14 protein-coding genes and 1 tRNA gene are annotated in these 12,549 nt (G+C 62.2%); 9 read left to right on the plus strand and 6 right to left on the minus strand.

The window, feature by feature from the left end; genetic code table 11:
- Positions 1–16: 16 nt before the first annotated feature.
- The gene (locus tag EOD15_RS16545; protein WP_023813893.1) at positions 17–676 is read right to left on the minus strand and encodes a response regulator transcription factor; all 660 of its coding nucleotides are present in this window, start codon (positions 674–676) and stop codon (positions 17–19) included.
- Between the two features lie 120 nt (positions 677–796).
- Positions 797–1,213, minus strand: a complete 417-nt coding sequence (locus tag EOD15_RS16550; protein WP_127322499.1) for a hypothetical protein — start codon at positions 1,211–1,213, stop codon at positions 797–799.
- A 163-nt stretch (positions 1,214–1,376) separates the two neighbouring features.
- Here EOD15_RS16550 and EOD15_RS16555 point away from each other — a divergent pair, with 163 nt between their 5' ends.
- Together EOD15_RS16555 and EOD15_RS16560 are read left to right on the plus strand one after the other, a co-directional pair.
- Positions 1,377–1,727: a DUF952 domain-containing protein gene (locus EOD15_RS16555; protein ID WP_127322500.1), complete on the plus strand. Its 351-nt coding sequence runs from the start codon at positions 1,377–1,379 to the stop codon at positions 1,725–1,727.
- On the plus strand, positions 1,724–2,800 hold the full coding sequence (locus EOD15_RS16560) for a quinone-dependent dihydroorotate dehydrogenase (RefSeq protein ID WP_127322501.1): 1,077 nt from the start codon (positions 1,724–1,726) through the stop codon (positions 2,798–2,800). Before EOD15_RS16555 ends, EOD15_RS16560 begins: the two co-directional genes overlap by 4 nt.
- Before the next feature lie 8 nt (positions 2,801–2,808).
- Here EOD15_RS16560 and EOD15_RS16565 read toward each other — a convergent pair whose 3' ends face one another.
- Entirely contained in the window at positions 2,809–2,982 is a 174-nt protein-coding gene (locus EOD15_RS16565; protein ID WP_164748943.1) for a hypothetical protein, read from the minus strand.
- 299 nt (positions 2,983–3,281) lie between these two features.
- The gene (locus EOD15_RS16570) at positions 3,282–4,637 is read right to left on the minus strand and encodes an MATE family efflux transporter (RefSeq protein WP_127408638.1); all 1,356 of its coding nucleotides are present in this window, start codon (positions 4,635–4,637) and stop codon (positions 3,282–3,284) included.
- Between the two features lie 130 nt (positions 4,638–4,767).
- On the opposite strand from EOD15_RS16570, the gene EOD15_RS16575 reads away from it, so the two are divergent.
- Entirely contained in the window at positions 4,768–5,673 is a 906-nt protein-coding gene (locus EOD15_RS16575) for a histone deacetylase (protein ID WP_127408639.1), read from the plus strand.
- Positions 5,674–5,739: 66 nt separating this feature from the next.
- Here EOD15_RS16575 and EOD15_RS16580 read toward each other — a convergent pair whose 3' ends face one another.
- A complete protein-coding gene (locus tag EOD15_RS16580) occupies positions 5,740–6,003 on the minus strand; it encodes a DUF6460 domain-containing protein (protein ID WP_013533620.1) in 264 nt (87 codons plus the stop codon).
- Positions 6,004–6,276: 273 nt separating this feature from the next.
- Between EOD15_RS16580 and EOD15_RS16585 the strand changes: the two genes are divergently transcribed.
- The 6 genes from EOD15_RS16585 (at position 6,277) to EOD15_RS16610 (ending at position 12,186) form a co-directional block, all read left to right on the plus strand.
- Positions 6,277–7,266 (plus strand): glycosyltransferase family 2 protein, encoded by a 990-nt coding sequence (locus tag EOD15_RS16585; RefSeq protein WP_185929007.1) that lies wholly within the window; start codon positions 6,277–6,279, stop codon positions 7,264–7,266.
- Positions 7,259–7,960 (plus strand): class I SAM-dependent methyltransferase, encoded by a 702-nt coding sequence (locus EOD15_RS16590; protein WP_127319697.1) that lies wholly within the window; start codon positions 7,259–7,261, stop codon positions 7,958–7,960. Before EOD15_RS16585 ends, EOD15_RS16590 begins: the two co-directional genes overlap by 8 nt.
- A gap of 10 nt (positions 7,961–7,970) precedes the next feature.
- On the plus strand, positions 7,971–8,405 hold the full coding sequence (locus EOD15_RS16595) for a GtrA family protein (protein ID WP_281035562.1): 435 nt from the start codon (positions 7,971–7,973) through the stop codon (positions 8,403–8,405).
- Between the two features lie 38 nt (positions 8,406–8,443).
- On the plus strand, positions 8,444–9,925 hold the full coding sequence (locus EOD15_RS16600; RefSeq protein WP_127319693.1) for a hypothetical protein: 1,482 nt from the start codon (positions 8,444–8,446) through the stop codon (positions 9,923–9,925).
- 196 nt (positions 9,926–10,121) lie between these two features.
- The gene (locus EOD15_RS16605) at positions 10,122–12,035 is read left to right on the plus strand and encodes an acyltransferase family protein (protein WP_127408640.1); all 1,914 of its coding nucleotides are present in this window, start codon (positions 10,122–10,124) and stop codon (positions 12,033–12,035) included.
- 77 nt (positions 12,036–12,112) lie between these two features.
- Positions 12,113–12,186, plus strand: a tRNA-Gly gene (locus EOD15_RS16610).
- A 2-nt stretch (positions 12,187–12,188) separates the two neighbouring features.
- On the opposite strand, the gene EOD15_RS16615 is transcribed toward EOD15_RS16610, so the two are convergent.
- Positions 12,189–12,425, minus strand: coding sequence for a hypothetical protein (locus EOD15_RS16615; RefSeq protein ID WP_127266711.1), 237 nt, complete (start codon positions 12,423–12,425; stop codon positions 12,189–12,191).
- Positions 12,426–12,549: the final 124 nt, after the last annotated feature.

Consider the following 12,549-nt stretch of genomic DNA (forward strand, 5'->3'; position numbering starts at 1 on the left):
CAAAGCGCCCTGACAATCACCCCGCCGGCTGCAGCGGGTCGCTGCCGATCTTGGACAGCAGGATCACCGCCTGCGTGCGGCTGTCGACGCCGAGCTTCTGCAGAATGGCGGAGACATGCGCCTTGATGGTAGCCTCCGATACGCCGAGTTCATAGGCGATCTGTTTGTTGAGCAGGCCCTCGGCCAGCATGCCCAGCACCCGTGTCTGCTGCGGCGTCAGAGCCTGCAGCCGCTTGATAAGGTCCGATATTTCGGGATCGCGCTCGATGCCGAGATCGACGCCGGCTGGTGCTGCGATGTCGCCGGCAAGCACCGATTGCACCGCGCTGCGGATCTCCTCCATGCTGGCCGACTTGGAGATAAAGCCGGAAGCGCCGAGATCGAGCGCCCGCCTGATGGTCGCCGGATCGTCATGCGCCGACACCACGACCAGCGGCACCGCCGGATGGATGCCACGCAGCGAGACCAGGCCGGACAGGCCGCTGGCGCCCGGCATCGACAGGTCGAGCAGCACCAGATCGACGTCCTCGTTGGCCACGACCAGCGCCTTGGCGCTCTCGAAATCGCCGGCTTCATGGATGGCGGCGACGTTGCCGATGCCGGCGAGCGCTTCGCGCAGCGCACCGCGAAACAGCGGGTGATCGTCGGCGATGACAAAAGAATAGCCTGCCGGCAAATGTCCCTCCCCAAATCCCCGATGATTTTTGGCTTTTCGGGTTCAATTGGACGATTATGAGGGGCTGCGCGCTGTTTTCAAGCGGCAAAGCCAGCGCGCCGCCTCCCCTGGTTGAAGCGCTCAGGTCTTCTGAGCGCCGTCGTCCTTGTCCATATCCTTGACGATGCCCATGAAGCCGCGCAGGAAGCGCTCCATGTAGCTCATGGTCTTGTTGAAATCCTCCTCGCTCGGCAGTTTCGATTCGAGGCGGGCGGAGAGCGAATTCTCGAGCTTGGTGACGCGCTCTTCCATCGCCTTCATCGAGGTTTGCAGGCGGTCGACCTCGTCCTGGAAAGCAGCGCGTTCGTCGGCCGCCATCTTGCAGACGAGCTGGCCCGAACGTTCCTCGCAGATCGACATGGCGCCGGTCTGCGTATCGATACGGACAAAGCCGCTATCGGACTTTTCCAGGCGGTAGCGGTCGGTCTCTTCCGAATAAGCTGAAGCCGCGACCAGCGAAACGAGCGCGGCGGGGATCAAGATGTGCTGCAGACGCATGTTGTCCTCCATGGCCAAGGCCTCAGATATCGCATGTTTGCGCCGGAAATGGGGAAGACCCTTGGCGTGGCCTTTCCCGAATGGCTGGTTCGGAATCTTTTTGACGCAATTCCCGACGGAAAACCGTTTCACACTTTTCCTGGAACTGCTCTATAGCGCAACCATGTCTCAGATTATCTACAAGATAACCCCGCAAGCGCCTTGGCGCGAGGCCGAAACGCATGGACGCTTCACCGGCGCGCCGATCGATGTCGCCGATGGCTTCATCCATTTCTCAACGGCAGCACAGGTCAGGGAAACGGCGGCAAAGCACTTTGCCGGCCGGACGGACCTTCTGCTGGTCGCCATCGACGGCGCCGGCCTGGGTGCTGCGCTGAGATACGAGGTCTCGCGCGGCGGCGCGCTGTTTCCGCATCTTTATGGCCCGCTGGACCTCAAGGCCGTGCTGTGGGTCCGGCCGCTGCCGCTTGGCGCCGATGGTGTGCACCAGTTCCCGGCGCTGGAGGGGCAATGAGCGTGCTCGACCGGCTCGGCCAGAAGCTGCTGTTCGCCTTCGATCCGGAAACCGCGCATGGCATGTCGATTGCGGCGCTGCGATGCGGCCTGCCGGTCGGTGCGCGGACGACGCTCGACCCGCGGCTGAAGGTCAGCGTCTGCGGCCTCGATTTCCCCAATCCGATCGGCATGGCGGCCGGCTATGACAAGAACGCCGAGGTTCCGGACGCGTTGCTTGGCCTGGGCTTCGGTTTCGCCGAGGTCGGTACCATCACGCCGTTGCCGCAGGCCGGCAATCCGAAGCCGCGTATCTTCCGGCTGACTGCCGACGATGCGGTGATCAACCGATTGGGCTTCAACAATGAAGGCCATGCAGCGGCCGAAAAGCGCCTTGCCGCACGCAAGGGGCGCTCCGGCATCGTCGGTGTCAACATCGGAGCCAACAAGGACAGCAGCGACCGCATCGGCGACTATGAGCGCGGTGTCGCCCGATTTGCGCAGTACGCCAGCTATCTCACCGTCAACATCTCCTCGCCCAACACGCCGGGCCTGCGCAACATGCAGGCGCGCGAGCAGCTTGGCGAACTCTTGTCGCGTGTCATGGCCGCGCGCGCCGCGGCAACGGCGCAGCCGCCAGTGTTCCTGAAGATCGCGCCGGACCTGGTCGAGGCAGAGCTGGAGGACATCGCCGCCGAAGTCACCGAAAAGCAGGTGGACGGCGTCATCGTCTCCAACACCACCATCTCCCGACCGCCGTTGCGCAGTAGCGACACCGCGCGCGAGACCGGGGGACTCTCCGGCAAGCCGCTGTTCGAGCGTTCGACCATCGTGCTGGCGAAGATGCGCAAGCTGCTCGGACCGGACCGCGCCATCATCGGCGTCGGCGGCGTCGATTCCGCCGATACGGCGCTGGACAAGGTCCGTGCGGGTGCTGATCTGGTCCAGCTCTACACCGGCATGATTTATGCCGGGCCTTCACTGCCAGGCCGTATTCTTTCCGGAATGGTCCGTTTCGTCGAAAAGGAACGGCTGAAGTCGATTTGCGAGTTGCGCGACAGCCGCCTCGACTTCTGGGCGTCCAGGCAACTCTGAGCCTGCTCTCAGGAGCGTAGATTGCGACTGACGGCCCGCTCGCAAATGGCGCCGCCGATGGCAGGCAACACGCCGAAGAGAAGCAACTGCGCGGTGCCGCCGATGCCAGAAACCGCGGAGAGAATGAACGCAGCGAGCAATCCCAGCGCCGCGCCCAAGACATATGGCAGGTAGCTTCGCATAAGCTCGCCCTGGAACAATTGGTGCATCAAGTCTGTTGGAAATCGACTGAAAGTGCAAGTGCATCCGACCGCACAGCAGGGCAACGAACTCGGTTTAACGGGTTGCTTCGGAGCCTCGCCGGCGCATTGGCTAACGTAGCATCAAACGAAAAACCCGCCTGTGCGGCGGGTCACTGGCGCAAATCAGCACCATGGCCAAAAATGTACCATAGCTGAGATCACCGAGTCAAGAAAAAATTCCTATCGCGAACAGGTGCCGTCGCTGCCTGGACGGCGCAGGGCCTTCCGGAGGGCACCGTCTAAAACGCCGTCCGCACCCTGAGCCGCAGGATCGTCAGCAGGCTGAAGCCTCGCACCAGCAGGAAGACGTGCAGCGCCGCCCACAGTCCATTGTTGCCGAAGGCGGGCGCAAGGGTCAGCAGCGCGGCCGCGAAAACCAGGAACGACAGCAGCATCATGTTGCGCATGTCGCGGGACCAGGTCGCGCCGATGAAGACGCCATCCATCTGGAACGCCAGCACACCGCTCAGCGCGGTGAATGCCGCCCACGGCAGATAGATGTCGGCAACCGAACGGACTTCCTCCGATGTCGTCACAAGAGCGACCAGATTGGCGCCACCAGACAGCATTACCAGCGTCGCGGCTCCCGCCAGTCCGAAACCCCAGAGCAGCGTCAGCCGCACGGCCTGGCGGAACGGTGCGGCGGCACGCGCACCGACGGCACGGCCCGCCAGCTGTTCGGCGGCGGTGGCAAAGCCGTCGAGGAAATAGCCGGCGACGAGGAAGAAGTTCATCAGTACGGCGTTGGCGGCCAGCGTCACCGTGCCGAACTGCGCGCCCTGGCGGGTGAACAATGCGAAGGCGGCGAGCAGCGAGAACGAGCGGATCATGATGTCGCGGTTGAGCGACATCATGCGCAGGAAGGCGGCCATGTCGAGCAGGCGGTGGCGCGGCAAGGATGGGGCGGCCCGGAACCGGCGGATCACGATCGCCAGGCCGAGCAGCATGGCCAGGAACTCACCGGTGACGGTCGCCCAGGCAACGCCGGCGACACCCCAGCCAAGTTCCAACCCAAGCACGAAGCAGAGCGCGATGTTGATGCCGTTCAGCACCAATTGCAGCATCAGCCCAAGCCCGCCCTCGCCGCGCCCCAGCACATAGCCGAGGATGGCGTAGTTGATCAGCGAGAACGGCGCCGCGAGCAGCCTGATCCTGATGTAGACGCCCATCGCCTCGCTGACGCGCGGTTCGGCACCCATGAACTTTTGCCCGGCGATGGCGACCAGCGGCGCAAGGGCAGCGAGCAAGATGCCGGCGATGACCGCGATCAGCACGGCGCGCCAGAACACCGCCTGCTCCTCCAGGGCATCGCCACGCCCAAACGCCTGTGCGACAAGGCCGGTGGTGCCCGAGCGCAGGAAATTGAAAGAGGTGAAGACGACGTCGAAGATCAATGCGCCGGCCGCCAGGCCGCCAAGCAAGGCGGCATCGCCGAACTGGCCGATGACAGCCGTGTCGACCAGGCCGAGCATCGGCGTCGTCAGATAGGCAAGCGTCATCGGCACGGCGATGGCGAGCACGGAGCGATTGGTGACGACAAATGATCCGGGGTTGATTGGGGATCTGGCGTCGGCTGGGGTTGCACCCTGGTCCAAGGATTGCTGCCTTGCTGATTGCGGCTTGATCGAACTGTCGATGTGCCTCATTTTCCAGCCACCGCGCAATCACTCTTCCCGTGACGGCCAACCGAATCCCCGGCCTGGCGCGAGCCGCCGGATCCAGTTCATGCCCCTGCAGATCGTCCATCATCCCGACTACGACGCCGGCTTCGCCGTCAACCATCGCTTTCCGATGAGCAAATATCCCTTGCTGATGGGGGCGCTGCGTACACGCGGCCTCGCAGGCCCCAACGCGCTCAGCACCGCCGAACCGGCACCGGCGTCATGGCTGGAGCTTGCCCATACGGCGGACTATGTCGACCAAGTCGTCAACTGCTGCGTGCCCGAGAAGATCGAGCGCGAGATCGGTTTTCCGATCGGACCCCGCGTCTCGCTGCGCGCGCAGCTTGCCACCGGCGGCACCGTGCTGGCGGCGCGGCTGGCCTTGCGCCACGGCATTGCCTGCAACACCGCCGGCGGCAGCCATCATGCGCGGCGCGCGCAAGGAGCGGGCTTCTGCACCTTCAACGATGTCGCCGTCGCCGCGCTGGTCCTGCTCGCCGAAGGCGCGGCACAAAACATCCTGATCGTCGACCTTGACGTGCATCAGGGTGACGGCACGGCGGATATTCTCGCCGATGATCCGCGCGTGTTCACCTTTTCCATGCATGGCGACCGCAACTACCCCGTGCGCAAGATCGCCTCCGACCTCGATGTCGCGCTGCCCGACGGCACGGGTGACGCCGCTTACATGAAGAGGCTCGCCGCCATCCTGCCGGAGCTCTCCGCCCAAGCCCATTGGGACATCGTGTTCTACAATGCCGGCGTCGACGTCCATGCTGAGGACCGGCTTGGCAGGCTGTCGCTATCGGATGACGGCCTGCGCGCCCGCGACGACATGGTGATCAGCCACTTTCGCACGCGGAGCATTCCGGTCTGCGGCGTCATCGGCGGTGGCTATTCAACTGACGTGCCCACGCTTGCCGCGCGCCACGCCATCCTGTTCGAGGTGGCCTCGGGCCACGCCCGATAGCACGATCTTGTCCAAAAACCGGGTGCCAGGGTTCGCTGACGCGGACCTGCGGTTCGGGATCATGCTCTACTTCCGGTAGTTGGCGAGCCTCAACAGGATGAAGGCCGGCACGACGATAGCCGCGCCCAGCAGGATATAGCCGAGGAAACGGTCGATGGCGTGGAAGCCAAGATTCCACAGGTCCATGAAGAATTTGCGGATGCCGTAGAGCACATCCATCGGCGACCAGCCGAAGGCGTTCATGACCAGGCCGACGAGGAAAGACACCACCAGCAGTTTCAGGATCACCTTGAGCGGCGAGTCGCCAAGAAAGCGCGTCAATGCGGACAAGGCCCGTCTCCAGATTGAGGTACCCAGGCTAGAGGGCGTCAGCCAGACATACGCACTTGGCTTGTCCGCTTCAAGCCGGGAGTTTTGCGGGATAGCGAGACACCGAGCATAGTGTGGCCGCAAGCCGAGCCCAGGCGCATGGCAGACTGCCGGCTACTGCCGCAGCGATCCCGCTGGCTTATCTGTTTTCTAACCAATTGCCGCTATTCCCAATCGAATAGCGGGAGCAAGGCTTTGGTGGAGACGGAGAGAAACACCGCGCGACGCGGCGTCATGCTGTCGGTGGTCATCCCATGCTACAACGAGCTGGATGGCGTGGCCGAACTGCATCGGCGGGTAACGGCCGCATGCCTTGAACAAGGCCCTTCCTACGAGATCGTCCTTGTCATCGATGGCGCGACCGACGGTACACGCGAAGCCATTCTCCAGCTGGCTGAAAAGGACGACCATGTCGTTGCCATCGACCTTGCCCGCAATTACGGCCATCAGATCGCGTTGAGCGCCGGGCTCGAATTCTGTCGCGGCCAGCGCATTCTCATTCTCGATGCCGACCTGCAGGATCCGCCTGAACTGCTCGGCGCGATGATGACGAAGATGAACGAAGGCTTCGATGTGGTCTACGGCCAGAGGCTGACGCGCGATGGCGAAAGCTGGTTCAAGCTCGCCTCCGCGTCCATGTTCTATCGCTTGCTGCGCCGGATGGTCGACGTCGACATAGCCCCGAATACCGGTGATTTCCGGCTGATGAACCGTCGCGCGCTCGACCATCTGAACGCGATGCCAGAGCGTTACAGGTTCATTCGCGGCATGGTGAGCTGGATCGGGCTGAAACAGGTGGCCTTTCCCTATGAGCGGCACCGCCGCTTTGCCGGAACCACCCATTATCCGCTGAAGAAAATGCTTCTTCTGGCGGTCGACGCGATGACCAGCTTCTCCATCGTCCCTTTGCGGTTCGCCTCTTTGCTCGGAATGATGTTCGGGCTTCTGGGGCTGGTCGTGCTCGGCTACACGCTGCTCGAATGGTCGGTCGGAAACGTGTTGCCCGGCTGGACCAGCCTTGCCGCGATCGTGCTGATCCTCGGCAGCGTCCAGCTTATGGTGCTCGGAATCTTCGGCGAGTATCTCGGGCGCATGTACATGGAGACAAAGCGGCGGCCGCTCTACTTCGTCAACGAGATCGTTTCGCGCAGCCAGGCAGTGGAGGACGGCGAATTGCCGGTCCATCGCCTGCAGGAGATGGCAAAGAGGGCCGCACGTGCTTGAGGCGGAGTTCGACCAGTTTGCGCGGGAATATCAGGAGCAGCATGCCGCAAGCATAAGGCTGAGCGGCGAAAACCCGGATTTCTTCGCCAGGTACAAGATCGACGACGTCGCCGCGACGCTGCGGCGGGCCGGTGTCAAACCGCGACGAATACTGGATTTCGGCGCCGGCGTCGGCAATTCGCTAGGCCATATGCGCAACGCGTTTCCCGACGCGGAGATCACCTTGCTCGATCCGTCGCGGGAATCGCTCGACATCGCCAGCAAGCGCTTTCCCGGCCAGGCCGCCTTCACGCATTTCGACGGCAAGACAATTCCCTTTGCCGACGGCAGCTTCGACCTGGCCTTCGCGGCCTGCGTCTTCCACCATATTCCCGAGAACCTGCAGATCGGGCTGTTCGCCGAGATCGGCAGGGTGCTGGCCGATGGCGGCAGCTTCTTCGTCTTCGAACACAATCCCTGGAACCCGCTGACCACGCACGCGGTGAGAAACTGTGCCTTCGACGAAAACGCGGTTTTGATAAATTCGCGCGAGATGCGCAGGCGCATGGCCGAGGCGGGCCTTGCCGATACGAGGATCGTCTACCGGATCTTCTTTCCTCGGATGCTTGCGAGACTGAGGCCGTTCGAGCGCTTCCTCACCAAGGTACCTGTCGGAGCCCAATATTTTGCGCATGTGGTCAAGCCTGCCGTTTGACTTCCCGAGGATGCTGCGATTTGGCGCCGTCGGCCTGTTGAACACGGCGCTGGGATACGCGGTCATCCTGGCCGGGCTTGCGCTTGGTCTGGGCGACATCCTTGCCAACGCCACGGGTTATGCCGCCGGCCTTGTCCTCGGCTTCTTCCTCAACCGCCAATGGACCTTCAGCAGAGCCGATGGCTTCCAGCCCGGAACCGCGCTGCGCTACGGGGGTGTCTTTCTGGTCGCCTACAGCATCAATCTGGCCGTCGTGATCGCCGCCCGTTCGGCAGGCATCGTCGAAAACCCGCTGGTCCACCTCGCGGGAATCTGCGTCTATTCGGTGGTTTTCTATCTTGGCTCGGCCCGCTTCGTGTTTGTGGGACGTGGGGACGACAGCACCGACCGCACAGTTCGGGTGGCCGACAAGCCTCGGCGGCAGCCCGCCAGTCCAACACCTTGAACCCAACTGTCACCGGAACCGATCAGAGGCGGCGCATCATGAACGACGCTCAGGCCAGTGTGGCGGCCGCGACATACAACGAGCGGAACAGGCTGATCTTCTGCCTGCTCGCGGCCTTGGCGATGGCGGGTGCGTTGGCTGCCCAGGCAGGCGCCACCCTGCAGGATCCCGACAGCTGGTGGCAAGTGAAAGTCGGTCTCGATTTCCTGACAAACCGGACATTTCCGACGGTCGATCCTTACTCCTACACGTTTGCCGGCCAGCCCTGGATTGCCAAGGAATGGCTGGGGCAGGTCCTGCTGGCTCTTGCCTACCGGGCGGGCGGCTGGAACGGGGTCGTCACCGCGATCATCGCCTCGATCTCCCTGACGGTTTTCCTCATGGGGTGGTTTCTCAGCGCATGGCTGAAACCGATCCTGGCGATTACACTGGCCTTCGCGGCGGTGTTCCTGATCAACCCGATCTTCACGGCGCGTCCGCATGTCTTCACCTTCCCGATCATCGTCATCTGGACGGCGGTGCTCTTCGGTGCGGCAAGGGAAGAACGGGCGCCGCCCTGGTGGCTGCTTGTGCTGGTCGTATTGTGGGCGAACCTGCACGCCACCTTCACCTTGAGCTTCGTCATCGCGGCTTTCGCCGGTCTCGATCTGCTGGCGCGCACGGGCCTGTCAAAACCGGCCCTGCTGGCGAAGTGGATCGCGTTCGGCCTGCTTTGCCCGCTGGTCAGCCTATTCCACCCGTACGGCGTCCAGGCCATCCTGGCGACGCTCGCCGTGGCTTACGGCAATGAGGCAGTGTCGCTGATCATGGAATGGAAACCGTTCAATCCGCCGGACAGTCCCGTCCAGGAAGCGGTGATGCTGCTGGCGCTTTTCGGGCTATTGGTGTCCCGATTGCGAATTGGCTGGGCCAAGGCGTTGTTCGTCGTCTTCACCTTGCATGTCTATCTCGCCCATGTGCGCTTCATGTATCTGTTCTTCCTGCTGATTCCGCTGGTGATGGCGGCAGAGGTCGCACAGCAATATCCCTCGCTTTCAGCCACCGCATGGCTGGCCGAAAAGCGCGACGGGCTGGAGAGATTCTTAGCCAGACGGTTCTACGCCATTTGCGGCACGGCAGCCGTTCTGCTGATTGGCGGGGTCGCTGTGCTCGGCAGCGTCTATCAGGTAGCGCCAAGTCCGAAGACATCGGCCAGCGGGGCGCTGGCATTCGCGCAAAGCCATCATCTATCCGGCAACGTGCTGAATTCCTACAATTTCGGCGGCACGCTGATTTTCCACGGGTTCAAGACCTATATCGACGGACGGACGGACCAGCTGTTCCTCGGCGGTTTCACAAAGAGCGATAACGACACCGGACGCGGCGACGGCAAGCCGCTCCTTGAAGCCCGCCTGAAGAAATACGCAATACATTGGGCGCTGCTATCGGCCGACGACAGCCGCATTCCCTTCTTCGACCAGTTGGGCTGGAAACGGGCCTATTCGGACGACTACGCGGTAATCTATCTGCCCGGCGCCTGATCCCGGTGCGTTCCTGGCGAATTTCGCGACAGCAATATATGCCTTGACACCCATGTTGCAGCGCAGCAAAATTGCTGCCTGAGGGTAAGCCTGTGAGATCGACGAGCCGGGATTTTCAGCACGATCGACGACATCGCCGCATGAGCGTGTCGGGTGCGGCCGCACGGATCCTGGTGGTCGCGCGCGGGCCGGCCGGATGAACTACCGGCGCGACATCGACGGCCTGCGGGCCGTTGCGGTGCTGCCTGTCGTGCTCTTCCATTTCGGCGTGTCTGCCATTCCCGGCGGCTTCACCGGTGTCGACATCTTCTTCGTCATATCGGGCTATCTGATCAGCGGCAGCCTGCTCGATGATCTTGAGCGGGGCCAATTCTCGATCGGCCGCTTCTACTGGCGCCGCGCACGGCGCATCCTGCCGGCGCTGACCTTCGTCATCCTGCTCGCGAGCATTGCCGCCTGGTTCATCCTTCTGCCTTCGGATCTCCACGAATTCAGCCTCAGCGTGATCGCCGCCTCGACCTTCTGGTCGAACATCTATTTCTGGAAAACGACGAACTATTTCTCCATCGACGCCGAACTGCGGCCGCTCCTGCACACATGGTCGCTTTCGGTGGAAGAGCAGTATTATATCTTCGCGCCGATCCTCCTTTATCTGATCTACCGATACGTCTCGAAGCGCTGGCTGACGGTACTTCTGCCGATGGCCATCGGCAGCTTTGCCCTGGCAGTCATAGCAACCTCACTGGCACCGACGGCAGGGTTCTATCTCTTGCCGACGCGCATATGGGAGCTGGCGCTGGGCGCCATGCTGATGTTGCGGAAGCCTCCGGTCCTAGCCAGTCGGCTGGCGGCGGACCTGATCGGCCTCGCCGGCTTTGCCCTCATTGCATTTGGCTTTGTGATGATTTCGGACAGCGATCCGTTTCCCGGCTACAATGCCCTATTCCCCTGCATCGGAACAGCTCTGCTGATCTATGCTGGCCAGGATAGCGCCGACAGGCCGGCACCTGTCGCCACTCGCGTGCTTCGGTTGGCGCCGCTGGTCTGGGTCGGCCTCATTTCCTATTCGCTTTACCTCGTCCACTGGCCAATCAACTCCTTCGTCCATTATCTCTCCCTGAAGAATGTCGGTGTGCCAACGATTATCGCGATGACGGTTGCCAGTTTCGCCTTGGCGGCATTCTCCTGGAAATACGTCGAGCAACCCTTCCGCCACAAACGAGCCTATACCGCCCCGCTGCCCATCTTCGCCTTTTCGGCGACGGCAATCGTGCTGCTGTGCGCCGGTGGTTTGGCCGGCGCACTGGGCAACGGTTTCCCGCAACGGTTTCCGGATTTCTCGACAGAACGTATCCGGGTCGGCGACTGGCGCAACGGCAGCTCTTTCAACGAAAACGGAACCCGCATCGAAGACTGGAACCTTGCCGACTGCACCCGGACAACGGGCTTTGCCACCAATGTGCTGCTGTGGGGCGATTCTTTCGCTGCCCACTATGTTCCGGGACTTGAGCCCAACGCCCAGAAAATCCAGGCCAATGTCATCCAATACACCTATGCCGGCTGTCCGCCCGACCTGACCTATTTTTCCTATGCTCGGCCCGCCTGCACCCGCTTCAACGAACGGGCCTTGTCGATCATTCGCGACGCCGACATCCAGGCGGTGATCCTGAGCGGCCGATGGACCGACTACCAGGCCAGGGGCTTCGACGGCCTGCAGAAGACGATCGATCGGCTTCGCGGGATGGGGGTCAAGGTCTATACCGTCGGCCAGTCTCCGGAATTCATCGCCGACGTCCAGAAGATCGCTTTCTTGGTGAGACGGGAGCATGCCGGAACCACATCCTGGCCGATGGCTATGGATCCGGACATCAACGCACGGGTTCTGCCGTTCACCAAAGGGGCCGATTTCATAGATCCGCTGACGTATTTGTGCGACTCGGCCGGTTGTTCATACGCCGACGCCACGACCAATGAATTTCTCTACTTCGACTATGGCCACTTCTCTTCCGCCGGCGCGACGCTGGCCATCTCGAAATACTGGCCAAGCTTCGCCACCAGCAATGAGGTCGCGGAGGCAAAACGGCAATTCACGGCCGCGGGCGCGCAGTGATCCGCAGCACGACCGTCGTGCGAACAGACCGCTTTGCGATTGCCCGAAGGCTAACCCTCATGGTAACGAGGGCGCACGCGGGTATGATGTAATGGTAGCTTGTCAGCTTCCCAAGCTGAACGCGAGGGTTCGATTCCCTCTACCCGCTCCAGTCTAAGGCGTCAGAACCATTTCCGCGCCTGCCTGTTCGTCGAACACAACCGAGCAGCCTCGCGCAAGCGCCACCGTTGCGAGGGCGTTTGCCGCCACGTCATCCGATGAAACGAAATCGCCGGTCAACACCCGCAATTCTTCCACGCCTTCAGCCATGGAAACGAAATTCCCGACCGATCGATCGTGCTTGCAGGCCTCGATCACGCAAAGCAGATCGATGATTTCGAAGCTGCGCATGTTCAGCCTCCAGAAGAAATCGTCCCTTGCAAGATCATGAACGCATCGGCGGGAAACAATGTTCCCAGCTCGCTTTCGTCAGCCTCGGCCTGGCGGGGCTTTTGCCGGGGAAGGTTGTCCGGCG

This window comes from Mesorhizobium sp. M7A.T.Ca.US.000.02.2.1 (genome assembly GCF_003996995.1).
Taxonomy (GTDB): Bacteria; Pseudomonadota; Alphaproteobacteria; order Rhizobiales; family Rhizobiaceae; genus Mesorhizobium.

Bases quoted from the DNA above. Each gene is read 5' to 3' on its own strand.
- EOD15_RS16550 (WP_127322499.1), bottom strand. From the start codon at position 1,213: ATGCGTCTGCAGCACATCTTGATCCCCGCCGCGCTCGTTTCGCTGGTC.
- EOD15_RS16555 (WP_127322500.1), top strand. From the start codon at position 1,377: ATGTCTCAGATTATCTACAAGATAACCCCGCAAGCGCCTTGGCGCGAG.
- EOD15_RS16560 (WP_127322501.1), top strand. From the start codon at position 1,724: ATGAGCGTGCTCGACCGGCTCGGCCAGAAGCTGCTGTTCGCCTTCGAT.
- EOD15_RS16565 (WP_164748943.1), bottom strand. From the start codon at position 2,982: ATGCGAAGCTACCTGCCATATGTCTTGGGCGCGGCGCTGGGATTGCTC.
- EOD15_RS16575 (WP_127408639.1), top strand. From the start codon at position 4,768: ATGCCCCTGCAGATCGTCCATCATCCCGACTACGACGCCGGCTTCGCC.
- EOD15_RS16585 (WP_185929007.1), top strand. From the start codon at position 6,277: ATGCTGTCGGTGGTCATCCCATGCTACAACGAGCTGGATGGCGTGGCC.
- EOD15_RS16595 (WP_281035562.1), top strand. From the start codon at position 7,971: ATGCTGCGATTTGGCGCCGTCGGCCTGTTGAACACGGCGCTGGGATAC.
- EOD15_RS16600 (WP_127319693.1), top strand. From the start codon at position 8,444: ATGAACGACGCTCAGGCCAGTGTGGCGGCCGCGACATACAACGAGCGG.
- EOD15_RS16605 (WP_127408640.1), top strand. From the start codon at position 10,122: ATGAACTACCGGCGCGACATCGACGGCCTGCGGGCCGTTGCGGTGCTG.
- EOD15_RS16615 (WP_127266711.1), bottom strand. From the start codon at position 12,425: ATGCGCAGCTTCGAAATCATCGATCTGCTTTGCGTGATCGAGGCCTGC.